The organism is Mycobacterium numidiamassiliense, from assembly GCF_900157365.1.
GTDB classification, from domain to species: domain Bacteria; phylum Actinomycetota; class Actinomycetes; order Mycobacteriales; family Mycobacteriaceae; genus Mycobacterium; species Mycobacterium numidiamassiliense.
Genome location: NZ_FUEZ01000004.1, coordinates 2828738 through 2853363 on the forward strand (window position 1 = coordinate 2828738; position 24626 = coordinate 2853363).

The following is a 24626-nucleotide window of genomic DNA, read 5'->3' on the forward strand; positions in this document are numbered from 1 at the left end:
CGGACGCGCCGGTCAGCCCCGGGCCGAGGCACCCGGGGTGCGGGTGCGGGCGGCCTGCTCGTACAGGCGGCCCGCCCGATACGACGACCGGACCAGCGGCCCGGCCAGCACACCCGCGAAGCCCAGCCCTTCGGCGTGCTGCGCGAACTCGACGAACTCCTCGGGGCGCACCCAACGTTCCACTGGATGGTGGCGGGCCGACGGGCGCAGATACTGCGTGATCGTGACGATGTCGCAGCCGGCGCCATGCAGGTCGGCCAGCGCGGTGCGGACCTCCTCGGGAGTCTCGCCCATGCCGAGAATCAGGTTGCTTTTGGTGACCAGCCCGAACGCGCGCGCCGCGGTGAGCACCCCCAGGCTGCGCTGGTAGGTGAAGGCGGGCCGGATCCGCTTGAAGATGCGCGGCACGGTTTCGACGTTGTGCGCCAACACTTCCGGCCGCGATTCGAAGACCTCGCCCAGGCGCGCGGGCTCGCCGTTGAAGTCGGGGATCAACAGTTCGACGCCGGTGGACGGGTTGAGGTCTTTGATGGCGCGCACGGTCGCGGCGTACAGCCAGGCGCCGCCGTCGGGCAGGTCGTCGCGGGCCACACCGGTGACGGTGGCATAGCGCAAGCCCATCGTCTGGACGCTCTCGGCGACCCTTCGCGGTTCGTCACGGTCGAGCGGGGCGGGCTTTCCGGTGTCGATCTGGCAGAAGTCGCAGCGACGGGTGCACTGGTCGCCGCCGATCAGGAAGGTGGCCTCCCGGTCCTCCCAGCATTCGAAGATGTTGGGGCAGCCGGCCTCTTCGCAAACGGTGTGCAGACCCTCGCGGCGGACCAGGCTCTTCAGCGCGGTGTACTCCGGTCCCATCCGGGCCCGGGTCTTGATCCACGGCGGTTTGCGCTCGATCGGGGTCTGCGCGTTGCGCGCTTCCAAGCGCAGCAACTTGCGGCCTTCGGGCGCAACGGTCACGGTATCGATGCTACGCGCGCGGGCGTGGGCTGCCAGCTAAGGGCGAGATCGCCGTCCAGGGCCGCGCAGGCGGCCTCGGCGACCGCCGCGCGCACGTCGTCGACGCCAACCCGGTGCCCCAATTCCGCCGTCAACGACGTCACCCCGGCGTCGCTGATGCCGCAGGGCACGATGGCCCGAAACGCGTCCAGATCGCAGTCGCAGTTGAGGGCGAAGCCGTGCAGCGTGGTGGCGCGCGACACCCGGACGCCGATGGCCGCGACTTTGCGGTCGGGCCGGCCTGCGCCGCCCGGCACCCACACACCCGAGCGGCCCTCGACCCGGGTGGCGTCCAGCCCCACATCGGTGCACACCTTGATCAGCGATTCCTCAAGGCGCCGAACGTAATTGATCACATCCAGCGGTTCGGCCAGCCCGATGACCGGGTAGCCGACCAACTGCCCCGGGCCGTGCCAGGTGATCTTGCCGCCGCGGTCGGTGTCGACGACGGGAGTGCCGTCGGATGGTCGTTCCTGCGGCTCGGTGCGCCGTCCGGCGGTGTAGACCGGCGGATGCTCCAGCAGCAGCAGTGTGTCGCTGCCGCCGGCGAGGCGGGCGTCGACCAGGTCGCGCTGCAGCTGCCAGGCGGTCAGGTAGTCGACGGTCCCGAGTTGGCGGACGTCGACGGCGGCCTGCTGCGACCTGATGGAGCTCATGGCCGCGAGGTTACTCGCGTGTTCCTGACGATGGGCTGGCAAGTCGACACGGGGCCGCTGTGCAGCTGAAATCCCTTGTGCCACAGTGATTTCAACCGCCTCACGGCGGGCATTTTGTCGGTGCCCTCGGATCGTTTCACGTATGGAACGGCGGCGTTGTTGATCCGGAGGCGATTACCGTGGCTTCGATGCATTCGCCACCGCCGTCGACGGGGTTTGTCAGCCTGAACTTCGGCGTGCTGACCAGCGCAGATGCCTCGATGTCCGCCGACACTTGTGACAATAGGCCCTAGTCCTACCTCAGGCCATTTCGTACGGTTGTACCGATCTATCTTTCGGGGAACGGGGCTTGAGCATTACAAGGGGGGTCGGCCAGTCGGCGAGCCTGGGACGTACACGCGTTCGGGTCCGGCATTAACAGGTGAATTTTCGACCCCCCGTTTTCGCCCCGCGCGGCCCGGAGCGGAAGGGGGCCTGATGTCAGCCACTGGCGACACCGGACGAAGGAACACCACCAGCACTTCAGTCCACAGCGTTGACTACGGTGGGCAGGCCGAGGCCCGCGCCGCGTGGGTGTCTAAAGCCCGCTGTCTCGCCATTGACCCAGACGAATTGTTCGTGCGCGGCGCAGCCCAGCGAGAAGCCGCGGTGATCTGTCGACACTGCCCGGTGATCGTCGAGTGCGCCGCCGATGCGCTCGATAACCGCGTCGAATTCGGTGTCTGGGGCGGGATTACCGAACGCCATCGCCGTGCCCTGCTCAAGCAGCACCCCGAGGTCGTGTCGTGGGCCGACTTCTTCGCCGCGCAGCGTAAGCACCGCAGCGCGGGTTAGCGCTACCGCGCCGCCTGGACGCCGGTCAGCTGATCGGCGACCGCGCGCAGCGTCAACATCGAAGATGTGGGTGTCCGGTCAGGATTCACACCAGCCATCGCGTAATCAGTCGTGTTCGCGCCGGGCGGTGGCGTAGTCGAGCGCCTCGCCAATCGTGTTGTGGTGGAAGTCGAAACCCGCGCGCTCCAACACGGATGGAATGGCGCGCTGACCGATGAGCAGGCCCTCGTCGGCGAACTCGCCGAGCGCGGTCCGCACCGCGAACCCTGGCAGCATCAGCGGGGTCGGGCGGTTGACGGCGCTGCCGAACGCGGTAGTGAACTCGGCGTTGGTGACGGGTGCGGGTCCCGTCAGGTTCACCGGGCCGGACAGCGACGAGCGGGAGATCGCGAAAAGCAGTGCGCGCACTTCATCTTCGAGGCTGATCCACGACATGTACTGGCGGCCGCTGCCCAGCCGCGCGCCCAGGCCCACCGAGAACAGCGGCCGCAACCTGCGCAGCGCTCCGCCGGCCGGGGCCAGCACCAGGCCGGTGCGGGCGAGCACCACCCGGGCCCCGCCGTATTGAGCCGGCAGGGTGGCGGCCTCCCAGTCCTCGCACAGCTGCGCGAGGAAACCGCTTCCCGCCCGCTGGTTTTCGTCGACCACACGATCTCTGGTGTTGCCGTAGTAGCCCACCGCGCTGGCGTTGATCAGGGTTTCGACCCCGGCGTCGGCGACCGCCGTGGCCAGCACCTCGGTGGGGCCGATGCGGCTATCGCGCAAGCTCTGCTTGAAGGCGCCCGACCACCGACGCTGCCCGACATTGACGCCGCACAAGTTGACCACGACATCGACATCGGTCAGCGTGTCGACGTCGAACTCGCCGCGTGCGGGATTCCAGTGCAGTTCCTCGGAATTCGCCGGCGTCCGGCGCACGATGCGCAACACCCGGTGATCGGCGGCCCGCAGGGCGGCGGTCAACGCGGACCCGATGAGCCCGGACGACCCCGCTATTGCGATGACGGCCTTATGACCATCTGGAGACACGTTCGCGAAGCCGCTCAGAGTCCGAGGTCGGCCTCGAACGCTCCCTCTTCGAGACGGTGTCGGATCGTGGTGAGGAAGCGTCCCGCGTCGGCCCCGTCGATCAGTCGGTGGTCGTAGGTCAGCGGCAGATAGCAGATCGACCGAACACCGATCGATTCGTTGCCGCTGTCGTCGACGACCACGCGGGGCCGCTTGACGATCGCGCCGGTGCCCAGCATGGCGGCCTGCGGCGGGACCAGGATCGGGGTGTCGAACAGGGCGCCCTGGCTGCCGATGTTGGTGATGGTGAAGGTGCCCCCCGAGAGCTCGTCGGGCTTCAGGTCGCCCGAGCGGGCGCGGTCGGCGATATCGACGATGGCGCGGGCCAGCCCGGCCAGCGAGAGGTCACCCGCGTTGTGGATGACGGGGGACAGCAGACCCTGCTCGGTGTCGACGGCGAAGCCCAGGTGCTCGGCGTCGTAGTAGGTGATCTCCTTGGTGTCCTCGTTGTAGCTGGCGTTGATGTTGGGATGAATCTTCAGGGCGTCGATCACGGCCTTGGCGATGAACGGCAGGTAGGTCAGATTCACCCCCTCGCGCTCGGCGAACGACGCCTTGGCTTTGGCCCGCAATCCCACGATCTTGGTCATGTCGACCTCGTGGGTCTGCGTGAGCTGGGCGGTGGCCTGCAGGGACTCGCGGGTTTTCTTGGCGGTGATCTGGCGGATCCGGCTGGCCTTCTGCGTGGTGCCCCGCAGGTGGGCAAGCGCGGGCGCCGGAGTGGGCGCGGCCGCTTTGGCCGCCGGTGGGGCTGCGGCAGGCGCGGGTGCCTCGGGCGCCTGCTTCGGTTTCTTCTTCGCCTCCGCGGCGGCCAGCACATCCTGCTTGCGGATGCGTCCGCCGACGCCGGTGCCCTTCACCTGGGCGAGGTCAATGTTGTTTTCGTTGGCCAGTTTTCGCACCAGCGGAGTGACATACGGTGAGCCTTCTGCACCCGAGTCACCGGTCTGCGCCGCCGGCTGGGGTTGTGCCGGTTCGGGTTTCGGCTCCGGCTTCGGTTCGGGCTTGGCCTGCGGCGTGGGGGCCGGTTTGGCGGCGGGCGCGGGTGCCGGCTCCGCTTTGGGCTGAGGCGCCGGCTCGGGCGTGGGTTGCGGCTTGGGCGGGGCAGGGGCGGCGGCACTGGAGCTGTCGCCGATGCGTGCCAACTCGCCGCCCACCGGCACGGTGGCATCTTCGTCGGCCGTGATGCTGACCAGGACGCCAGCCACCGGCGAGGGGATCTCGGTGTCCACCTTGTCGGTGGACACCTCCACCAGCGCTTCGTCGACCTGCACTGAATCGCCGACCTTCTTCAGCCAACGCGTCACCGTGCCCTCGGTCACCGACTCGCCGAGCTCGGGCATCAGCACCGGGGTCGCGGTGCCGCCACCGGAACTCTGTTGGACGGCGGGCTCGGGCTCGGGTTCCGGTTGGGCCGGCGCCGCGGGCTCTGGTTCGGGCTCCGGCTGTGGCGGTGCCTCGGATTGGGGCTCGGACGCGGGTTGGCTGAGTGCCTGCGACGCGCCGTCGGCAGCTGAGTCGCCGATAACCGCCAGCTCGCCGCCAACCTCGACGGTGTCGTCCTCCTGGGCGACGATCTTAGTCAGCACACCGGCAGCGGGCGAGGGGATTTCGGTGTCCACCTTGTCGGTCGACACCTCGACGAGCGGCTCGTCGAGTTCGACCGCGTCGCCCTCCTGCTTGAGCCAGCGGGTCACCGTCCCCTCGGTGACGCTCTCACCGAGTGCCGGCATCTGGACGGAGAAGGACATATCCTTTGGCTCCTCGATCGCTCGTGGTCGGCGCAGGTCGACATCTGCTTACCACACGGCGGTGTACCGATGTGGAACGCCAGCGGATGTCCGAAACCCATCCTGTCACTGCCGCCGGACCGGCACACAGCCAGGGCTGAACCGCCGTCAGGCTGCCGGGCCGCAACGGGGCCGCTTGCTACGGTGTGGCCACTGAATACTCAGAGCAGAGTGCAGGTGAGGGTCTGATGTCGGAAACACAGCATTTCGTCGACAGCGCCGACGGAGTACGCGTCGCGGTCTACGAAGAGGGCAACCCCGAGGGGCCGACGGTCGTGCTGGTGCACGGTTGGCCCGACTCGCACGTCCTGTGGGACGGCGTCGTCCCGTTGCTGGCCGAGCGGTTTCGAATCATCCGCTACGACAACCGCGGCGTCGGCCTCTCGTCGGCGCCCAAGCCGGTCTCGGCGTACACCATGGCGCGGTTCGCCGACGACTTCGCCGCGGTGATCGGCGAGCGCAGCCCGGGCCAGCCGGTGCATGTGCTGGCCCACGACTGGGGCTCGGTGGGTATCTGGGAGTTCCTGAAGCGCCCCGGTGCCGGTGACCGGGTCGCCACGTTCACGTCGGTATCCGGCCCGAGCCAGGACCAACTCGTCGAGTACATCTTCAGCGGCCTGCGCCAGCCATGGCGCCCCCGACGGTTTGCCCGCTCGATCAGTCAGGCGCTGCGGCTGACGTACATGGTGTTCTTCTCGATCCCGGTGCTGCCGTCGCTGCTTCTCCGCGCGGCGCTGGCGAGCAAGGCGGTCCGGCGCAACATCGTCGACAACATCCCCGTCGAGCAGATCCACCACGCGGACAACCTCGCCTCCGACGCCGCACGCTCGGTGAAAACCTATCCCGCCAACTACTTTCGGTCGTTCACCAAGCGTCAACCGCCCGGCATCGTCGACGTGCCGGTGCAACTCGTCGTCAACACCCACGACAAGTACGTGCGGCCGTATGGATACGACGAATCCGCGCGCTGGGTGCCGCGGCTGTGGCGCCGCGACATCAAAGCCGGTCACTTCTCGCCGATGTCGCACCCGCGGGTGATGGCCGCAGCCGTGCACGATTTCGCGGACCTGGCCGACGGCCGGCAGCCGAGCCGCGCGCTGCTGCGCGCGCAGGTGGGGCGGCCCCGGGGCAGCTTCGGCGACACACTGGTGTCGGTCACCGGCGCCGGCAGCGGCATCGGCCGCGAGACCGCGTTCGCGTTCGCCCGTGAGGGCGCCGAGCTGGTCATCAGCGACATCGACGAAGCCGCCGTCAAGGACACCGCCGCCGGGATCACCGCCCGCGGCGGTACCGCACATGCCTATGTGCTCGATGTGTCCGACGGCGAGGCCGTCGAAGCATTCGCCGAGCGAATCGGCGCCGAACACGGCCTGCCGGACATCGTGGTCAACAACGCCGGCATCGGGCAGGCCGGGAACTTCCTGGACACCCCGGCCGAGCAGTTCGACCGCGTGCTGGACGTCAACCTCGGCGGGGTGGTGAACGGCTGCCGCTCGTTCGGGCGGCGTCTGGTCGAACGTGGCACCGGCGGACACATCGTCAACGTGTCGTCGATGGCCGCCTACGCCCCGCTGCAGTCGCTGAACGCCTACTGCACGTCCAAGGCCGCGACCTACATGTTCTCCGATTGCCTGCGCGCCGAACTCGACGCCGCCGGGGTGGGGCTGACCACGATCTGCCCCGGTGTCATCGACACCAACATCATCAACACGACCCGCTTCGACGCGCCCGCGGGAAAGCAGGACGAAGACGTGGACGGCCGCCGCGGACAGCTGGGCAAGATGTTCGCGCTGCGCCACTACGGGCCCGACAAGGTCGCCAACGCGATCCTGTCGTCGGTCAGGAAGGGCAAGCCGATTCGCCCGGTCGCACCGGAAGCCTATGCGCTGTACGGCGTTTCGCGTGTCCTGCCGCAGGCGCTGCGCAGCACCGCGCGAATGCGGGTGATCTAACTCCGGCTCAGCCGTTTTCGGCGATATCTTCCAGCACCGCGAACATGGTCCGGGTGGGTACGCCGGTGGAGCCCTTGGGGGTGTAGCCCCATGGGCCGCTGGTGTTGTAGGCCGGGCCGGCCACGTCGATGTGTGCCCACTGGACTCCGTCGGCGACGAATTCCCGCAGGAACACCCCGGCCACCAGCATGCCGGCGAAGCGCTGGCCGCTGATGTTGGACAGGTCGGCCACCTGCGACTTCAGGTCGTCCTTGAGGTCGTCGGGCAGCGGCATCGGCCAGCCGTTCTCGCCTTCGCGCTGCGAGATCGCCGCGACCCGGTCGCGGAACTCGTCGCTGCCCATCACTCCGGGGATGCGGGCACCCAGCGCCACGGTCTGCGCACCGGTCAGCGTGGACGTTTCGATCATGTAGTCGGGATTGTCCTCGCAGGCCCGCACGATGGCGTCGGCCAGGATGAGCCGGCCCTCGGCGTCGGTGTTCTGCACCTCGACCGTGATTCCGCCGTACTGCGTCAACACGTCACCGGGGCGCTGCGCCGTCGACGACGGCATGTTCTCGGCCATCGGCACGGTGGCGATCACGTCGATCGGCAGCTCGAGCCGGGCGGCCAGGGTGACGGTCGCGATCACCGCGGCGGCCCCACCCATGTCCGAGGTCATGTAGTGCATGGAGGCGGCCGGCTTGATCGAGATGCCGCCGGTGTCGAAGGTGACGCCCTTGCCGACGAGGGCAACTGTTTTCGCCTGCTTCGGTTTCTTGGCCAGCTTCGAACCGCGATGAATCAGCCGCACCAGCCGCGGCAACCGCGACGAGCCCTGCCCCACGCCGATGATCCCGCCGAACCCGGCCTTTTGCAGCGCCTTGTCGTCGAGAATTTCCACTTCGAGGCCGACGGACTCGCCCAAAGCCTTTGCGCGCTTGGCGAATTCGGCGGGGAAGAGGTGGCTTGGCGGGGTGTTGACGAAGTCGCGGGCGGTGGCAACCGCGGTCGCGACGGCCGCGCCGTGCGCGGCCTGCTTCTTGGCGTCCTTGGCGGTCGCAAGCACCGTGATCTTGGTCAGCCCTTTGTCTTTGGGCGCGGTCTTGTCGCTGCGGAAGGCGGTGAACCGGTAGCTGCCCAGGATCAGCCCCTCGACCGCGGCGGCGCCGACGTCCTCGCCGGGCAACTCGGCCAGCGTGGTGATCACCGCCTCGGCACCGCCCAGCGAGCGCGCCGCCACCCCGGCGGCACGGCGGATCGTGTCGGCCGGCCACTCGTCACGCGGTTTGCCCAGGCCGATCGTCAGCACGCTGGCCACCGGCAGCGCCGGCACCACCAGCCGGTGTACCTGTTCACTGCCGCCGGTGGCCTCCAACGCGAGTAGGTCGGCCTCGATTTCCTCGATGGCTTCGGCGGAAAGGAAGGAGTCTGCCGCCTCAACGACTGCGCCCGGCCGGTCATCGTCGCCGGTCGACACGACCGGGACGAGCAGTACCGAGGAGCCGGCCCCACGCTTGGGCAGCGAGGTGGCGACGTTGACAGAGGGGGATTGGTAGCCCGGTTCGCTGGTCACGGGCAATTACCCTAGTCCAGAGTCCCCGCGTGCAGATCGAAGGCGGTCACCGGGTGGTCAAAGCCCTTGAGCGTCAACGGGCCCTGGGCGACCGCGGGACGGTCGGGCAACACGGCACGCAGTTCGGACGTGGCCAGGATCTGTTCTGGCGCGGCCGCGGCCACGAGTCGGGCAGCCAGGTTCACCGGGTTGCCGAAGTAGTCGCCGTTGATGGCCACGACCGTGCCCCACGCAAGGCCCGCGCGGACCTGCAGCCCCTCCTCGCGCGCCTTGGGGTGCTCGACGAGATCGACCGCGGCCTGCATCAGCCGCTCGGGTGACGAGCTCACCCACATCACCTCGTCACCGATGAACTTCACCACCCGGCCGCCGTCGGCATGCACGACGTCGGACACGGTGCCGGCGAACTCGTTGAGCAGGTGCGACAACTCCGCCGGCGTCAGCGCCTGGGTCAACGCGGTGAAGCCGGACAGGTCCGCGAAACCGACGCCGCAGACCACCGCCGACGACGTGTCGCGAAGGACGCCCTCGAAGTGCGTTCGGGCGCTGATCAGATGGTGGCGGTGCACGATGTCGATCAGCGCCCCGAGCCGCGGGACGAACTCGGCGACCGAGCGGTACGCCTGTGCGGTGGCGAGCTCGTCGTGGGTGTGGGTCATCTGGATGTCCGGCGTGCCGGAGCGGATGAGTGTCGCTTCGGCCTCCGCCAGTCGGGCCATGGCGGCGCCCAACACCCTCAGCAGGCCCAATGCACCGTCCTCGCCGACCACCGTCTTCAGCGCGAGCCAGGTGGCCAGGGCGTCGACGTCGGCCTGGCTCAGCACCGGAACGTCCGGACCGGCGATGGTCAGGCCGAGCAGGGTCCAGGCGCGCGCGACATCCTCGGCCGCTATCCCGAGTTCCTCGGCCGCGGTCTGCAACGTGTAGATCGGGCGGCCCGACCAGGACAGCACGTCGCCGGCCAGGCCGAACAGCCGGCCGCGACGTTCGGCTTCCGCCATCTCCTCGACGGTGAACCCGAACTCGCCCAGATACTTGAGCAGGTCGGCCCGTTCGCGCGGATTTGCGATTCCGGCGGCCTCGAGCTCATCGAAGTCGACCACCCACCCAAGTGTGCCAGGCAGCGGTGACGATTAGGGTGAGTCGGCGTGAGCGATGCGTCGGAGTTGATCAAGGGACCGCTGGAAGATCGTCATCGCGAGTTGGGCGCCAGCTTCGCCGAGTTCGGCGGCTGGCTGATGCCGGTGTCCTATGCCGGCACCGTCAGCGAGCACAACGCGACGCGCAACGCGGTGGGCCTGTTCGACGTCAGCCACCTCGGCAAGGCGCTGATCCGCGGACCGGGTGCCGCGCAGTTCGTCAACTCCGCACTCACCAACGACCTGGGCCGCATCGCGCCGGGAAAGGCGCAATACACACTGTGCTGCAACGAATCCGGCGGTGTCATCGACGACCTCATCGCCTACTACGTCGACGATGACGAGATTTTCCTGGTGCCCAACGCCGCCAACACCGCCGCGGTGGTGGAGGCGTTGCAGGCGGCCGCTCCGGCCGGCCTGACGATCACCAACGAGCATCGCTCCTACGCCGTCTTGGCAGTGCAGGGGCCGCGGTCGTCCGACGTCCTCGGGGAGCTCGGGCTGCCGACGGACATGGACTACATGGGTTATGCCGATGCGACGTTCTCGGGCGTACCGGTGCGGGTGTGTCGCACCGGGTACACCGGCGAACACGGCTACGAACTGCTGCCGCCCTGGGATTCCGCGGGTGTGGTGTTCGACGCGCTGGTGACCGCGGTGTCCCGAGCCGGCGGCGAGCCCGCCGGCCTGGGGGCCCGCGACACCCTGCGCACCGAGATGGGTTACCCGCTGCACGGGCACGAGCTCTCGCTCGACATTTCGCCGCTGCAGGCTCGGTGCGGCTGGGCCATCGGCTGGAAGAAGGACGCGTTCTTTGGCCGGGATGCGCTGCTGGCCGAGAAATCGGCGGGCCCGTGGCGGCTGTTGCGCGGGCTGCGGATGGTCGGGCGCGGTGTGCTGCGTCCCGGGCTGACCGTGCTGGCGGGGGATACCCCGGTCGGGGTGACCACATCGGGAACGTTCTCCCCGACACTGCAGATCGGTATTGCGCTGGCGTTGATCGATACCGACGCCGGAATCGACGACGGCGAGCAAATCATTGTCGACGTCCGCGGTCGCGCCGCCGAGTGCGAAGTCGTGCGCCCGCCCTTCGTCGAACTGAAAACCCGCTAGCCGCGGGCCGCATGTGCCAAAAACCCGTTGGCGCGCCCCGATACAATCGCTGCCATGACAACCGGCTCACTCGAGTTCACGGTTTCGCGCGCGTCGAACCCGGCGACCGACGCCGAACGTGAATCGATTCTGCGTGACCCGGGATTCGGCAAATATTTCACCGACCACATGGTGTCGATCGACTACACCGCGGACCGCGGTTGGCACAACGCGCAAGTCATCCCGTACGGGCCGATCCAGCTGGACCCATCGGCAATCGTGTTGCACTACGCCCAAGAAGTGTTCGAGGGTTTGAAGGCGTACCGCTGGGCCGACGGCTCCATCCTGTCGTTTCGCCCGGACGCCAACGCCGCCCGAATGCGGTCGTCGGCCCGGCGACTGGCGATTCCGGAACTTCCCGACGAGGTTTTCCTCGAGTCGCTGCGCCAACTCGTCGCCGTCGACAGCGCCTGGGTTCCGGCCGCCGGCGGCGAAGAGGCGTTGTATTTTCGGCCATTCGTTTTCGCGACGGAGCCGGGTCTGGGGGTACGGCCGTCCAACCAGTACCGGTATCTGCTGATCGCTTCGCCGGCGGGCGGGTATTTCAAGGGCGGCATCAGCCCGGTCAATGTCTGGGTCTCTTCGGAGTACGTGCGGGCCTGCCCCGGTGGCACCGGGGCGGCCAAATTCGGCGGTAACTATGCCGCGTCGCTGCGGGCGCAGGCCGAAGCCGCGGAAAACGGTTGCGACCAAGTGGTTTGGCTGGATGCGGTAGAGCGTCGCTACATCGAAGAGATGGGCGGGATGAACCTGTTCTTCGTGTTCGGCAGCGGTGGGACGTCGCGGCTGGTTACACCGGAGCTATCCGGCTCACTGCTGCCCGGGATCACGCGGGATTCGTTGCTGCAGTTGGCTATCGACGCCGGGTTCAGTGTCGAGGAGCGCAAGATCGACATCGACGAGTGGCAGAAGAAAGCCGCCGCTGGGGAGATCACCGAGGTGTTCGCCTGTGGCACCGCCGCCGTCATCACGCCGGTCGCCCGAGTCAAATACGGAGATGCCGACTTCACCATCGCCGACGGCCAACCGGGCGAGGTCACGATGGCTTTGCGCGACACCCTCACTGGGATCCAGCGGGGCACCTTCGCCGACACCCACGGCTGGATGACGCCGCTGGGGTAGCGGCTCGGCCCGACTCGTGCGCCGCGTCCTCGACTCGAGCAGGCGCGCCCAGCGCCGCGGCCACTGCGACGACGGCCAGGGTCAGCACGACGATCACCGGCCAGATTGTGGTGTGGCTCTGGGTGATTCGGCCGAGCACGCCACCGGGCACCGCGGCCTCGAGTGCGACCGACGTCGACCTGAAGCCGATCAACGTCCCGGGCAGAGCCCCCGCAATCCTGCCCTGCGGCTAGATCCGGACCAACGCCGCCAGCGCCACCGCGCAGACCGTCGTGGTCAATTCGATTGCGGCACCCAACACGTCGCCGCTGACCCCGCCGAACCGGCGCACGCAGTGTCGCACCAGCGCCGCGGCGCAGCACACCCCCAGCAGCACTGCGACCGGTCCCTGCCACAGTCGCGGCCCGGCCACCAGCGAACCGGCCAGCAGCGCGGCCACCCACCCCGCGACCACCGCCGCGGGTTGACTACCGGCAACCCGCGCACCCAGCGCACTGCCGTCGGCCGCGGGCAGCGAACGGCGGCAGGCCAGCACGGCGGACACCCGCCCGGCGGCGACGGCCACCACGATCCCGGGCAGCCCGTGCAGCCCCGTCGCGCCCAGCGCGGAAAACGCCAACCCCTGCAACGTGATCACCGAGACGACGGCCGCGACCCCGAACGGCCCCGTCGACCCGTCGCGCATCACCGCCAGCGCACGCGCCGGTGGCCCATAGCAACCCAGCCCGTCGGCCGTATCGGCGACGCCATCGATGTGCAGGCCGCGGGTCGCCAGCAACAACGCTGCCACTGCGAGCAGTCCGGCCAGCGGGCTGGACCCACCGAAGGCCAGCTCGCCGCCCCAGGTTATGCCCGCCGCCAACGCCCCCAGGGCGGCGCCCACCACGGGCAGTGCGGTCATGGCGCCGCGGCCCATCGCCGCGCTGCGAGAACCCGGTGCGGGCAGGACCGTGCCGAACGCGAAAGCCGTTGCCAGCGAACGTATCACGGTGAATCGGCCGGCGGGTGTGCGGTGTCGGGCCGGGTAAAGACACCGGCCTCGGCGAACGTCGCCGTCGACGCCAGCGCTGCCACGGCCGCCCGTAGCACCGGCAGTGCCACCGCGGCGCCGCTGCCCTCGCCCAGTCGCATGCCCAGGTCCAGAATCGGGTCCAATTCCAGTGCCCCCAGGGCAAGTGTGTGGCCCGGCTCGGTGGACCGGTGACCGGCCTGCCACCACTGCCGGGCACCGGGGGCCAGCCGCTCCGCGACCAGCGCGGCCGCTGTGACGGCCATGCCGTCGAGCAGCAAGGGCGTCCGGCGCACCGCGGCCTGGGCGCAAAAGCCCGCCATCGCCGCCAGATCCGCGCCGCCGCAGCAGCGCAGCAGTCCGACCGGGTCGGGCAGGACGCCCCGCGCCCGGAACAGCGCATCCCGGATCGCCGCCGTCTTGCGGGCCCAGCCCGCGTCGTCGATTCCGGTTCCGGAACCGACCACCGCGACCGGCTCGGCGTTGGTCAGTGCGGCCACCAGCACCGCCGCCGCAGTGGTGTTGCCGATCCCCATGTCGCCGGCGATGAGCAGGTCGGCGCCGCCGTCCACCTCTTCGTCGGCGATCCGCCGGCCCGCCGCGATCGCGGCGGCGGTCTCCTCGTCGGTCAGCGCGTCCTGCACCGCGATGTCGCCGCTGCCGCGGCGCACCTTGTGTGCGCCAATCCGTTCCGAGAGTGCGTCCGCGTCCACCGACAGGTCGGCGATGCGCACTGTCGCCCCGGCGATGTCGGACAAAGCGTTGATCGTCGCCCCGCCCGCATCGATGTTGGCCACCATCTGCGCGGTGACTTCGGGCGGGTACGCCGATACTCCAGAGCGGGCGACACCGTGATCGCCGGCGAAGACCACCACCCGGGCACGCTCGAATTGCGTTGGCGGGCAATGGCCTTGGCATGATGCTACCCAGACCGACAAGTCCTCGAGCCGGCCCAGTGCACCACGGGGTTTGGTCAGGGTGTCCTGGCGGGCGCGGGCGGCCACGGCGGCATCCGCGTCGGGTGGCGAGATTGGCGTGAATTCCATTATTTTCCAGACGGTTTGAGCGACAGCGCCTGTCCGGCCACCACCAGCACCACCCGGTCGCACACCGCCGCGACGCGCTGGTTGAGGATGCCGAGTTCGTCGGCGAACCGGCGTCCGGACGCGGTGGCGGGCACCACGGTCAACCCGACCTCGGGGCTGACGAGCACCAGGGTGGACCCGAACGCGCCGACCGCGTCCACCATGTCTTGGACCGCCGCCGCCACCGAACCGTTCTCCCGTGCCTGCTGGCTATCCATCGTGCAGTTCAGCCAGCCGCCAAGGTCGTCGATCAGGGTCGGGGTGCCGGGTGACCGCCGCAATTCGGTTGCGATGTCTTTGGTTTCGACTGTTGACCAGTGCGCGGGTCGGCGGCTGCGATGCCGGTCGACCCGCTGTGCCCAGTCCGGGTCGGTGTGCCCGCTGAGCCCGGAGGCCAGGTAGCGGACCGCCTCACCGGGTGGTAGCGACGTGGCGATCGCTTCTTCTGCCCACTGGGATTTGCCCGACCTGATCCCGCCGAGCACCAGGGTGCGCACCGGTGTCAGGCGGCTTTCCGGCGAGCATTACTCGACACTGCTGCCGCGCTCGACCTGGGGCCGCGGCGAGCGCATCCGGCGCATTTGCGAAGCCCGGCCAGCCGCATAAAGACCTAGCTTCCAACGACTTTCGGTATTATCGGGGAACTTCGCGTCGACCAGATTGCTGACTTTGCGGCTCAGGACAAGGGCGTCGACACTCATCAACACCACCAGAACCAGCATGGCGGGCGACAAGTAGAGCTGGAGCTGTGGCACACCGAACGTCATAAACAGCAGGGTCAGGGTCGACGGCATGAACAGGCCGAGCAAATTGCGCCGGGAATCCACCACGTCGCGCACATACCGGCGCACCGGCCCCTGATCGCGCGGCAGCAGGTACCCCTCTTCCCCGGCCATCATGCGTTCGCGGCGGTCGGTCATCTTCGCCCGGCTGGCGAGCCGTTGCTCCCGGCGCTCGTCGCGGCTGAGTTTGGGGCCGGCCAGCGTCTTGCGCCGGGCCCGCGCCTCGGCGGCCGTCATGGGCGCCGGTGCGATCGGCCCTTTCTTCGCGGTTCCGCGGGCCTGGCCGCGCTTGGGCGTCGGCCTGCCCTTGGGGTCGGTGCGCTTTCGACGAGGCGCCTCGCCCGGCGCAAGGGCGTCATCGGGTGCCAGGACGACCTCGCCCACACCCGTTTCTTGGGATTTCCTACGGCCCAACAGCTTCACAGTCGCCAGGTTACTTCGCGGCCGGTTCGCCTGGTAATGGGCCCGGAAACCCTATGCGGCGGCGCAACCGCACCTAGGCTTGACGGTGATGAACGGCTGCTGGTGATGGACGACGGCTCCATGGGCTCTGATGACGCTGGCGCCGGCCTTTCGCCCGGTCGTCTCCAGTTGCCGGCCATGCGAGTCCTGGTGGCCCCGGATTGCTTCGGTGACAGCCTGTCCGCCGTCGATGCTGCGGCCGCGATCGCGACGGGCTGGAGCCGCTCACGTCCTGGCGATCGATTCATCGTCGCCCCGCAGTCCGACGGCGGCCCGGGCTTCGTCGAGGTGTTGGCCAAACGGCTGGGGGAGCGACGGCGGCTGCGGGTGTCCGGGCCGTTGGACACCATGGTGGAAGCCGAGTGGGTGTTTGATCCCGGCCCCTCGACCGCCTACCTGGAGGGTGCGCAGGCCTGCGGCTTGGCCTTGCTGGGGAGTGCACCCACCCCGGAGACCGCGCTGGTCGCCCACAGCAGGGGAGTCGGACAGCTGATCGCCGAGGCGCTGCGGGCCGGGGCGAGGCGCATCGTGATCGGTCTGGGCGGCAGCGCCTGCACCGACGGCGGGCAGGGAATGATCGACGTGCTCGGGGGCTTGGAGGCGGCACGCGAGCAATTGGCCGACGTTGAGCTCATCGCGGCCTGCGACACCGAATATCCGCTGGTGGGGCCGTGGGGCGCGGCCAGGGTGTTCGGGCCGCAGAAGGGCGCTGATACCGCCGCCGTGGCGGCGCTGGAAGTCCGGCTCGAGGCGTGGGCGCTCAAACTCGAGGCGGTGGCCGGGCGGGATGTGAGCTCCGAGCCGGGCGCGGCGGCGGCCGGTGGTATCGGCGCCGCGTTGTTTGCGGTCGGCGGCCGGTGTGAGTCGGGCGCAGAGATCATCGCTGAGCACACCAATTTGGCTGACGACCTCGAGACGGCGGACATGATCGTCACCGGTGAAGGCCGTTTCGACGAGCAATCCCTGCACGGCAAAGTCGTCGGCGCGCTCGCGACGGCGGCGGGCCCGCTGGGCATTCCGGTGATCGTCCTGGCCGGTCAGGTCAGCCTGGAAAAGTCCGCGGTGCGCTCGTCGGGCATCATGTCGGCGCTGTCCATGGCCGAATACGCCGGTTCGGTGGGGTTGGCGCAGGCCGACGCCGCAAACCAGCTGATGGGATTAGCGTCACAGGTAGCGGCGCGACTCGGGAATAGCGGTCCAGCAAGGTACCGTTAAGGCAGTGGGTGTTACCCGGCTGATTCCGAGCACGCGGGAACCTCACCCGACCATGAGGCATGTAGGAGAAGCAATGACGGTGCAAAACGAGTCGAACGTCACGACCCACGGCGCCATCCTCACCGAGGCCGCCGCGATCAAGGCGAAGTCGCTGCTCGACCAGGAGGGCCGGGACGACTTGGCGCTGCGGATCGCGGTCCAGCCCGGCGGGTGCGCGGGGCTGCGCTACAACCTGTTCTTCGACGACCGGACGCTGGACGGCGACCTGGTCGCCGACTTCGGCGGCGTGAAGCTGACGGTGGACCGGATGAGCGCGCCCTACATCGAAGGCGCGTCGATCGATTTCGTCGACACCATCGAGAAGCAGGGCTTCACCATCGACAACCCGAACGCCACCGGCTCGTGCGCCTGCGGAGACTCGTTCAACTGATCTTGACCTGATCAGCACCCGGGGCTAGTACGAGCCCCCGGTGCGCAGCACGTATGAGCACACCAGGATGTCACCGCGCTGGAACAGCAACTGCGCGACGCCCTGGACCTGTCCACGCATCGGGCCCCCGGTGGGCGGCGAGACCTCCATGGTGAACAGGGCCTGGGCCTGGTACGGCGACAAGTAGACAATCTTGTCGATCGAGGTCAGCCGGACCTGCGAAAACTGCTTGCGGAACGCGTCGCTGCTGAGCTTGGCCAGCGCCTGGTCGGAGCGTTTGTCGCGCACACCGTCGTACAGACCGCACAGCGCGTTGCGCACGATGTTGTCCGTGTCCCGGTTTTCCAGAGCGTCCAAATACCCCTGAATCGCGGTCTTTGCCGCGCCCTCGGACAGGCTGGCGCCGGCGCTGGCCCCGTTGGTGCGGACCCCGTACACGATAGCCACTGTCAGAGCGGCCACCAGCGCGACGGCCAGCAGCACGCCAACAATCAACCGCCGCTTGGACCGTCGTTTCGGGTACCCGGTGGGCGGCGGCGGGAAGGCCGGATCGCCGGGAGCGTGATCATGGGGGAAATCGACCGGCTGGCGCTGGGCGTAGGGCACGGGTCCGTCCCCGCCGACAGCGTGGTTCGGCGAGTGCGGACCGCCCATCGTGGTTCTCCTACGGTGGTAAAACGGGACGACGAGCGGGTACTGCCCGAGTGTTCGTTCCCGGCGACTTGAGTGAGTTCCCTAGGGAGGCTAGCGCACGCGCTTGCGACGTCGGCGGACGCGGCGACGGTCTAAGCGGGTGAGTAAGATAGCTGTCCTTACTAATGAAGGGTGGAGATTTAGTGACGATCGCGGTAACCGGTTCGATTGCGACCGACAACCTGATGCGGTTCCCGGGCCGCTTCTCCGAGCACCTGCTGGCCGATCACCTGCAGAAGGTGTCGCTGAGCTTCCTGGTGGACGACCTGGTGATCCATCGTGGCGGCGTGGCCGGCAACATCGCCTTCGCCATCGGTGTGCTGGGCGGCGACGTCGCACTCGTCGGCGCGGTCGGTGACGACTTCGACGACTATCGCCAGTGGCTGCAGTCCCACGGCGTCAACACCGACCACGTGCTGATCTCGCAGACCGCGCATACCGCACGCTTCGTCTGCACCACCGACCTGGACATGGCCCAGATCGCGTCGTTCTACCCGGGCGCGATGTCCGAGGCTCGCAACATCAAGCTCGCCGACGTGGTGTCCTCCGTCGGCAAGCCCGACCTCGTCATCATCGGCGCCAACGACCCCGACGCGATGGTGGTGCACACCGAGGAGTGCCGCAAACTCGGGCTGGCCTTCGCCGCCGACCCCTCCCAGCAGCTGCCGCGGCTGTCCGGAGACGAGATCAACACCCTCATCGACGGCGCCGCCTACCTGTTCACCAACGACTACGAGTGGGAGCTGTTGCTCAACAAGACGGGGTGGTCGGAGGACGACGTCCTCGGGAAGGTGGACTTGCGGGTGACGACGCTCGGCCCCAAGGGTGTCGACATCGTGGAGCGCGACGGCACCACCACGCACGTCGATGTGGTGCCCGAGACCAGCCAGACCGATCCCACCGGCGTCGGCGACGCATTCCGGGCCGGTTTCTTGACCGGACGCAGCGCAGGCCTGAGCCTGGAGCGTTCGGCGCAGCTGGGCTCGCTGGTCGCCGTGCTGGTGCTGGAGTCCACCGGGACGCAGGAGTGGTCGTGGGACCACGCGGTCGCCAAGACCCGGTTGGCCGGTGCCTACGGCGACGATGCGGCCGCCGAGATCGCCGCGGTACTGGCCTAGGCGGGGCCGTCCAGCGGTAGCCATCCGGCCGAGTGTGACCTCACGGCGTTGAGTGTGCGATGAGGGCGGAAAATCCCGGATTTTCCCGCCCGGGATTCACGGTCGACGCCGTCGCTGCACGCTCGACGGCGTCACTTCATGTCAGAGCTGCACCGGGTACACCGGCTCGCTGATCTGGGGCACCACACTGTGCTCGACGAAGATCGCGTACCAGAGCATGAAGATCAGCACCGTCCACAGCCGCCGGCTGTGGTCGCTGGTGCCGTTGCGATGTTCGTCGAGCATCCGGCGCACGGCGTCGAGATCGACCAGATGGTCGGCCTGCGAGGCGGCGACGGTCGCATACGCCCACTCCTGCAGTTCGCCGGTGCGCAGCCAGTGCCTGATCGGCACCGGGAACCCGAGCTTCGGCCGATGCAGCACATGCGCCGGAACGATGGGCTCCAGCGCGCGCCGCAGCGCGTACTTGGTGGTGGTGCGGGTGATCTTCGCCTCCACCGGAAGCCGGGACGCGACGGCGAACACCTCGGGATCCAGGAAAGGCACCCGGAGCTCCAGCGAGTTGGCCATCGTCATCTTGTCGGCTTTGACCAGGATGTCGCCGCGCAGCCAGGTGAACAGGTCCACGTGCTGCATGCGGGCCACCGGATCCCAGCCCGCCGACTCGGCGTACACCGACGCGGTCACATCGGTGTGCGTCCACTCGTCGCGGAATCCGGGCAGCACGTCGCGCAATTGCGCGTCGGAGAAGCTGCGCGCATTGCCGTAGTAGCGCTCCTCGAGCGTCAGCGATCCGCGATGCAGCAGGCTCTTGCCGCGCATGCCCTCGGGCAGCGGCTTGCTCATCTTGCCCACCGAGCGCCGCAGCGGGCCGGGTAGATAGTCAAAAGGCTTGAGCGACAACGGCTCCCGGTAGATGGTGTAACCACCGAACAGTTCGTCGGCCCCCTCGCCGGACAGCACGACCTTGACGTGCTTGCGGGCCTCGCGCGCGACGAAGAACAGCGGGACCAGCGCCGGGTCGGCGACCGGTTCGTCGAGGTACCAGACGATCTCGGGCAGGGCGGCGACGAACTCGTCGGGCCTGACCACCTTGGTGATATGGCGGGCGCCGATCGCCTCGGCCGAGGCCACCGCCACGTCGATCTCGGAAAAACCCTCCCGCTCGAAACCGGTGGTGAACGTGATCAGCCGCGGGTTGTGGCGGATGGCCAGGGCCGCGATGGCCGTGGAGTCGATGCCGCCGGAGAGAAACGCCCCGACGGTGACGTCGGCGCGCATGTGCTTGGCCACCGAGTCCTCGAGCACCGCGGTGATCTCGTCGTAGCGAGCCTGCTCCGTGTCGCGGGTGATCGGCACGGCGGCGAACCGAGGCACGAAGTAGCGGGTGGTTTCCGGCGGCAGCCCGGCGCGGATCCGCGCGTAGCAGCCCGATTCGAGCCGGCGCACGCCGCGGTGCAACGTCTCGGGTTCCGGGACGTATTGCAGGACGGTGTAGTGCTGGACCGCCCTAGTGTCGATCGAGGTGTCGAAGCCGATCAGGTCGGCCAGGTCCAGCAGGCATTTCTTCTCACTGGCCACCGCCGTTCCGCCGTATCCGGTTGCCATGAACAGCGGCTTGATGCCGAAAGGGTCTCGGGCGCAGAACAATTCGCGGGTCACGGTGTCCCACAAGGCGAAGGCGAACATGCCGCGCAGCCGCGTGAGTACGTCGGTGCCCCAGTAGTGGTAGCCGACGACGATGGCCTCGCCGTCGCCGTCGGTGGCGAAGACGGCGCCGTGCTGGGCCGCCAATTCGGCACGCAGCTCCAGGTAGTTGTAGATCTCGCCGTTGAACACCAGCACATAGCGGTCGGGGGACTCCGGCGGTCCCCAGCGCAGCGGCTGATGCGAATGCGCGATGTCGATGAAGGACAGGCGATTGAAGCCGAACACGACGGCCCCGTCGGCGTTCGGGTCGAAGAGCCCACCGGGCTCGTCGGGCCCGCGGTGACGCATCAGCCGCAGCGCGCGGGTAATGGTGTCGTCGGTGCTCAGCGAGCCGGCGCCGGCCGTGTCCTCATCGAGGGCGGCCGGATCGGCCACGAACGCCAGCAGTCCACACACGGCGCCCCAGTATGCCGCACTTTGGCGGTGCTTGGGGACGCCGCACCGCCCAGGTCGCGGCGGCCACACCGACTGGCCGGTCGGGGTTTGGTCGCCGGGCCGAGCGGCGTGGTCTACGCTGCGTAGTATTCGACATTCGAGCAGGAGGCGCCAGCGTGACACCTCGCGAGCAGTTCCGTTCGCACCGTTTGTCGCAGGCTAGGTTTCAGCACCTTCTTCCAGGCGTTGCCCGCGGTATTTGCCGTCGCAGGCGTCCGCTGGCGGTGGCCGCGACGCTGGGGGTGCTGGCGGTAAGCCTGAGCGGCTGCAGTTGGTCGGAAGTGGCGGGCCTGGGCTGGCCAGAGGGCATCACGCCGCAGGCCCACGTCAACCGGGAGCTGTGGATCGGGTCGGTGATCGCGGCCCTGGTCGTCGGTGTCATCGTGTGGGGCCTGATGTTCTGGTCGGCGGCCTTCCACCGCAAGAAGGCGACCGATACCGAGCTGCCGCGCCAATTCGGCTATAACATGCCGCTGGAACTGGTGCTGACCGTCGTGCCGTTCCTGGTGATCTCGGTGCTGTTCTACTTCACCGTCGTGGTGCAGGAGAAGATGCTGCACCTGGCCAAGGATCCCGACGTCGTGATCGACGTCACGTCTTTCCAGTGGAACTGGAAGTTCGGCTATCAGCGCGTCAATTTCAAAGACGGCACCCTGACGTACGACGGCGCCGACGCGGCGCGCAAGAAGGCGATGGTCTCCAAGCCGGAAGGCAAGGATGAGCACGGCGAGGAGCGGGTTGGGCCGATTCGCGGGCTCAACACCGAGGACCGGACCTACCTGAACTTCGACAAGGTCGAAACCCTGGGAACCAGCACCGAAATTCCGGTGCTGGTGCTGCCCGCCGGTAAGCGCATCGAATTCGTTTTGAATTCCGCCGACGTCATCCACGCATTCTGGGTGCCGGAATTCTTGTTCAAGCGCGACGTAATGCCCCACCCGAAGGAAAACAACTCCGTCAACGTCTTCCAGGTCGAGGAGATCCAGAAGACCGGGGCTTTCGTCGGGCACTGCGCCGAGATGTGCGGCACGTATCACTCGATGATGAATTTCGAGGTTCGGGTGGTGTCGGCCAACGACTTCAAGGCCTACCTGCAGCAACGCATCGAAGGAAAAACGAACGCCGAAGCGTTGCAGGCGATCGCCCAGCCCCCGTTAGCGGTGACCACCCACCCGTTTGACACTCGCCGCGGCGAAAAGACCCAACCCGTAGGTTAGGACACGCAATGCATATCGAAGCGAGGCTGTTCGAGTTCATCGCCGCCTTTTTCGTTTTCGCCGCGGTGCTTTACGGGGTGCTGACCGCACTTTTCGCTACCGGTGGTGAGGAATGGGCAGGCACCACTGCGCTGGTCTTGACCGGCGGCTTGGCGCTGATTACGGCGACCTTTTTCCGATTTGTAGCCCGCCGTCTCGACACTCGGCCCGAAGACTACGAGGGCGCTGAAATCAGTGATGGGGCAGGGGAACTGGGATTCTTCGCCCCGCACAGCTGGTGGCCGATTCTGGTGGCACTGTCCGGCTCGGTGACCGCGGTCGGTATAGCGCTCTGGCTGCCGTGGTTGATCGTCGCCGGGGTGGTGTTCATTCTCTCCTCGGCCGCCGGATTGGTGTTCGAGTACTACCTCGGTCCCGAGAAGCACTGATTTTGCGGCGCAAAGATAACAATCCGGGCATCAGTTGATCCGCGGCACCTTTGCCGAGACTTCTTTGCGTTACTCGGTTCGGTAGGGTTTGCCCAGGCAATGAGACGAGCGTGCGCGCTACGAGATAGCCGAGTAGCCCCGCGCGCCGGTGATGCAGTCGGACAGGGCAGGCAGACATGAGCGGGCCGAAACCCCCGGGACGGGAATCTGAAGAACCCGATCCTGCGAGCGAGGCCCACCGCGAATCCGCCGCAGATGCCCGCGACGATGTGCAACCGGCCGGCGAGCACGACGACGAGATCGATCCCGACGACGTTGAACCGCTCGACGAGAATGCGGAAATAGCTGGCGACCACACCGGCGACCTGGATGCGTATTCCCGGGCCTACTCGGCACCCGAGTCCGAGCATTTCCTCAGCGGCCCATACGTACCGGCCGATTTGAGTCTCTACGACTACGACGCCTACGACGAGTCAGCCGACGACGATGACGAAGAGTCGGCTCCGCGGTGGCCCTGGGTGGTCGGCGTCGCGGCGATCGTGGCCGCGATCGCGCTGGTCGTTTCGGTTTCCCTGCTGGTCGCTGGGACCGACACCAGCAAGCTGGCCAACCCCGGCACCACCACGCCGTCGCAGCCGCCCCTGCAGGACGAGATCACCACCACGAAGCCCCCACCCGGTCCCGGTCACCGAATACGTCACCTGTCGCGGCCCCGCCGCCCGCCACCAGCACGACGCCGGCCGGTCCGCGACAGGTGACGTATTCGGTGACCGGGACCAAAGCGCCGGGCGACATCATCTCGGTGACCTACGTCGATGCCTCGGGGCGGTCACGCACCCAACACAACGTCTACATCCCGTGGTCGATGACCGTGACGCCGATTTCGACATCCGACGTCGGCTCGGTCCAGGCGTCCAGCCTCTTCCGGCTGAGCAGGCTCAACTGCTCGATCACCACCAGTGACGGAACGGTGTTGTCGTCGAACAACAACGACGCACCGCAGACGAGCTGCTGATGGTCAGCCGATATTCCGCGTACCGGCGCGGATCCGACGCCATTCCGCCGGACGTCATCGATCGGATCCTGTTGGGTGCGTGCGCCGCGATCTGGCTGGTGCTGCTGGGCGTGAGCGTGGCCGCCGCCGTCGCGCTTTCCGATCTGAGCCGCGGCTTTCACAAGACGGCCAGCAGTCCGCACACCACCTGGGTGTTGTATGCGGTCATCATCGTGTCCGCGTTGATCATCGCCGGCGCCGTCCCGGTGCTGGTGCGGGCCCGCCGGATGACTCAGCCCGACACGGAAGCCCGGCCGGCGAGCACGCCGGCGCGGGGGACCGGCAGGCCCTTGCTGCGGCCTGGCTCGCCCACCGCGCGCACCGTGGCCGAGCGTGCCCGCGAGCCCAGGGCGCAGGCGGGGGAGTCGACGGCGGTCTGGTCCGGTGCCGAGGTGGACCGGGTCTGGTTGCGCGGCACCGTAATTCTGACCGCAACGATGGGCGCCGCTCTGATCGCGGTCGCCGCAGCGACCTACTCGATGGCCGTCGGGCACGACGGACCGTCGTGGGTTGGCTACGGCATCGCCGGGCTCATCACCGCGGCCATGCCCGTGGCCGAGTGGTTTCAGGTGCGGCAGCTACGTCAGCTGATCGGCACGCCCTAGCCCGGCTCTGACGCGGTTGGCACGGTTTTGACCGGCAACGCACGGCGCCGTAGCCCCGGCACGAAGCGCGCTTTGGCGCGGATCTGACCGGCGGCATACGGCGCCTTAGCCCCCGGCGG

General features: G+C 68.1%; 22 protein-coding genes and 1 pseudogene. 11 read left to right on the forward strand and 12 right to left on the reverse strand.

Features of this window, described 5'->3' with window-relative positions:
• Positions 1-12: 12 nt before the first annotated feature.
• Entirely contained in the window at positions 13-957 is a 945-nt protein-coding gene (lipA, locus tag MNAB215_RS21860) for a lipoyl synthase (protein ID WP_077080660.1), read from the reverse strand.
• Positions 954-1652, reverse strand: a complete 699-nt coding sequence (gene lipB / locus MNAB215_RS21865; protein ID WP_077080661.1) for a lipoyl(octanoyl) transferase LipB — start codon at positions 1650-1652, stop codon at positions 954-956. Before lipB ends, lipA begins: the two co-directional genes overlap by 4 nt.
• 477 nt (positions 1653-2129) lie before the next feature.
• Between lipB and MNAB215_RS21870 the strand changes: the two genes are divergently transcribed.
• Complete coding sequence (locus MNAB215_RS21870) at positions 2130-2486, forward strand: WhiB family transcriptional regulator (RefSeq protein ID WP_077080662.1); 357 nt, start codon at positions 2130-2132, stop codon at positions 2484-2486.
• Positions 2487-2591: 105 nt separating this feature from the next.
• On the opposite strand, the gene MNAB215_RS21875 is transcribed toward MNAB215_RS21870, so the two are convergent.
• Positions 2592-3515: a TIGR01777 family oxidoreductase gene (locus MNAB215_RS21875; protein ID WP_077080663.1), complete on the reverse strand. Its 924-nt coding sequence runs from the start codon at positions 3513-3515 to the stop codon at positions 2592-2594.
• A gap of 14 nt (positions 3516-3529) precedes the next feature.
• Positions 3530-5305, reverse strand: coding sequence for a 2-oxoglutarate dehydrogenase, E2 component, dihydrolipoamide succinyltransferase (gene sucB, locus MNAB215_RS21880; protein ID WP_077080664.1), 1776 nt, complete (start codon positions 5303-5305; stop codon positions 3530-3532).
• 227 nt (positions 5306-5532) lie between these two features.
• Between sucB and MNAB215_RS21885 the strand changes: the two genes are divergently transcribed.
• A complete protein-coding gene (locus MNAB215_RS21885) occupies positions 5533-7296 on the forward strand; it encodes an SDR family oxidoreductase (protein ID WP_077080665.1) in 1764 nt (587 codons plus the stop codon).
• Between the two features lie 7 nt (positions 7297-7303).
• On the opposite strand, the gene MNAB215_RS21890 is transcribed toward MNAB215_RS21885, so the two are convergent.
• Together MNAB215_RS21890 and MNAB215_RS21895 are read right to left on the reverse strand one after the other, a co-directional pair.
• Positions 7304-8851, reverse strand: coding sequence for a leucyl aminopeptidase (locus tag MNAB215_RS21890; RefSeq protein ID WP_077080666.1), 1548 nt, complete (start codon positions 8849-8851; stop codon positions 7304-7306).
• A gap of 11 nt (positions 8852-8862) precedes the next feature.
• Positions 8863-9954 (reverse strand): adenylate/guanylate cyclase domain-containing protein, encoded by a 1092-nt coding sequence (locus MNAB215_RS21895; RefSeq protein WP_077080667.1) that lies wholly within the window; start codon positions 9952-9954, stop codon positions 8863-8865.
• A gap of 45 nt (positions 9955-9999) precedes the next feature.
• Here MNAB215_RS21895 and gcvT point away from each other — a divergent pair, with 45 nt between their 5' ends.
• Together gcvT and MNAB215_RS21905 are read left to right on the forward strand one after the other, a co-directional pair.
• Entirely contained in the window at positions 10000-11103 is a 1104-nt protein-coding gene (gcvT, locus tag MNAB215_RS21900; protein WP_077080668.1) for a glycine cleavage system aminomethyltransferase GcvT, read from the forward strand.
• A gap of 54 nt (positions 11104-11157) precedes the next feature.
• Positions 11158-12264: a branched-chain amino acid aminotransferase gene (locus tag MNAB215_RS21905; protein WP_077080669.1), complete on the forward strand. Its 1107-nt coding sequence runs from the start codon at positions 11158-11160 to the stop codon at positions 12262-12264.
• Between the two features lie 229 nt (positions 12265-12493).
• Here MNAB215_RS21905 and MNAB215_RS21910 read toward each other — a convergent pair whose 3' ends face one another.
• The 4 genes from MNAB215_RS21910 to MNAB215_RS21925 are packed head-to-tail and all read right to left on the reverse strand — an operon-like array spanning position 12494 to position 15509.
• On the reverse strand, positions 12494-13252 hold the full coding sequence (locus MNAB215_RS21910; protein WP_077080670.1) for an adenosylcobinamide-GDP ribazoletransferase: 759 nt from the start codon (positions 13250-13252) through the stop codon (positions 12494-12496).
• Positions 13249-14319: a nicotinate-nucleotide--dimethylbenzimidazole phosphoribosyltransferase gene (gene cobT, locus MNAB215_RS21915; protein WP_077080671.1), complete on the reverse strand. Its 1071-nt coding sequence runs from the start codon at positions 14317-14319 to the stop codon at positions 13249-13251. Before cobT ends, MNAB215_RS21910 begins: the two co-directional genes overlap by 4 nt.
• The gene (locus MNAB215_RS21920; protein WP_077080672.1) at positions 14319-14855 is read right to left on the reverse strand and encodes a bifunctional adenosylcobinamide kinase/adenosylcobinamide-phosphate guanylyltransferase; all 537 of its coding nucleotides are present in this window, start codon (positions 14853-14855) and stop codon (positions 14319-14321) included. Before MNAB215_RS21920 ends, cobT begins: the two co-directional genes overlap by 1 nt.
• A gap of 27 nt (positions 14856-14882) precedes the next feature.
• Positions 14883-15509, reverse strand: a complete 627-nt coding sequence (locus MNAB215_RS21925; protein WP_245830463.1) for a DUF3043 domain-containing protein — start codon at positions 15507-15509, stop codon at positions 14883-14885.
• 231 nt (positions 15510-15740) lie between these two features.
• On the opposite strand from MNAB215_RS21925, the gene MNAB215_RS21930 reads away from it, so the two are divergent.
• Complete coding sequence (locus tag MNAB215_RS21930; RefSeq protein WP_077082220.1) at positions 15741-16817, forward strand: glycerate kinase family protein; 1077 nt, start codon at positions 15741-15743, stop codon at positions 16815-16817.
• Between the two features lie 73 nt (positions 16818-16890).
• Positions 16891-17247, forward strand: coding sequence for an iron-sulfur cluster assembly accessory protein (locus tag MNAB215_RS21935; protein ID WP_077080674.1), 357 nt, complete (start codon positions 16891-16893; stop codon positions 17245-17247).
• 24 nt (positions 17248-17271) lie between these two features.
• On the opposite strand, the gene MNAB215_RS21940 is transcribed toward MNAB215_RS21935, so the two are convergent.
• Positions 17272-17901, reverse strand: a complete 630-nt coding sequence (locus MNAB215_RS21940) for an Rv0361 family membrane protein (RefSeq protein ID WP_077080675.1) — start codon at positions 17899-17901, stop codon at positions 17272-17274.
• Between the two features lie 182 nt (positions 17902-18083).
• Here MNAB215_RS21940 and MNAB215_RS21945 point away from each other — a divergent pair, with 182 nt between their 5' ends.
• Positions 18084-19058, forward strand: a complete 975-nt coding sequence (locus MNAB215_RS21945) for a carbohydrate kinase family protein (RefSeq protein WP_077080676.1) — start codon at positions 18084-18086, stop codon at positions 19056-19058.
• Between the two features lie 141 nt (positions 19059-19199).
• Here the strand turns inward: MNAB215_RS21945 and asnB are convergent, their stop codons facing one another.
• Complete coding sequence (gene asnB / locus MNAB215_RS21950) at positions 19200-21164, reverse strand: asparagine synthase (glutamine-hydrolyzing) (RefSeq protein WP_077080677.1); 1965 nt, start codon at positions 21162-21164, stop codon at positions 19200-19202.
• 155 nt (positions 21165-21319) lie between these two features.
• Between asnB and ctaC the strand changes: the two genes are divergently transcribed.
• The 4 genes and pseudogenes from ctaC to MNAB215_RS21970 all read left to right on the forward strand — a co-directional run bounded on the left by ctaC (position 21320) and on the right by MNAB215_RS21970 (position 24507).
• Complete coding sequence (gene ctaC, locus MNAB215_RS21955) at positions 21320-22420, forward strand: aa3-type cytochrome oxidase subunit II (RefSeq protein ID WP_077080678.1); 1101 nt, start codon at positions 21320-21322, stop codon at positions 22418-22420.
• Positions 22421-22428: 8 nt separating this feature from the next.
• Positions 22429-22848: a cytochrome c oxidase subunit 4 gene (locus tag MNAB215_RS21960; protein ID WP_077080679.1), complete on the forward strand. Its 420-nt coding sequence runs from the start codon at positions 22429-22431 to the stop codon at positions 22846-22848.
• Positions 22849-23024: 176 nt separating this feature from the next.
• Positions 23025-23863 (forward strand): annotated as a pseudogene (locus tag MNAB215_RS21965) (MmpS family transport accessory protein).
• Positions 23863-24507 (forward strand): DUF2561 family protein, encoded by a 645-nt coding sequence (locus MNAB215_RS21970; protein ID WP_077080680.1) that lies wholly within the window; start codon positions 23863-23865, stop codon positions 24505-24507. Before MNAB215_RS21965 ends, MNAB215_RS21970 begins: the two are co-directional and overlap by 1 nt.
• Positions 24508-24626: the final 119 nt, after the last annotated feature.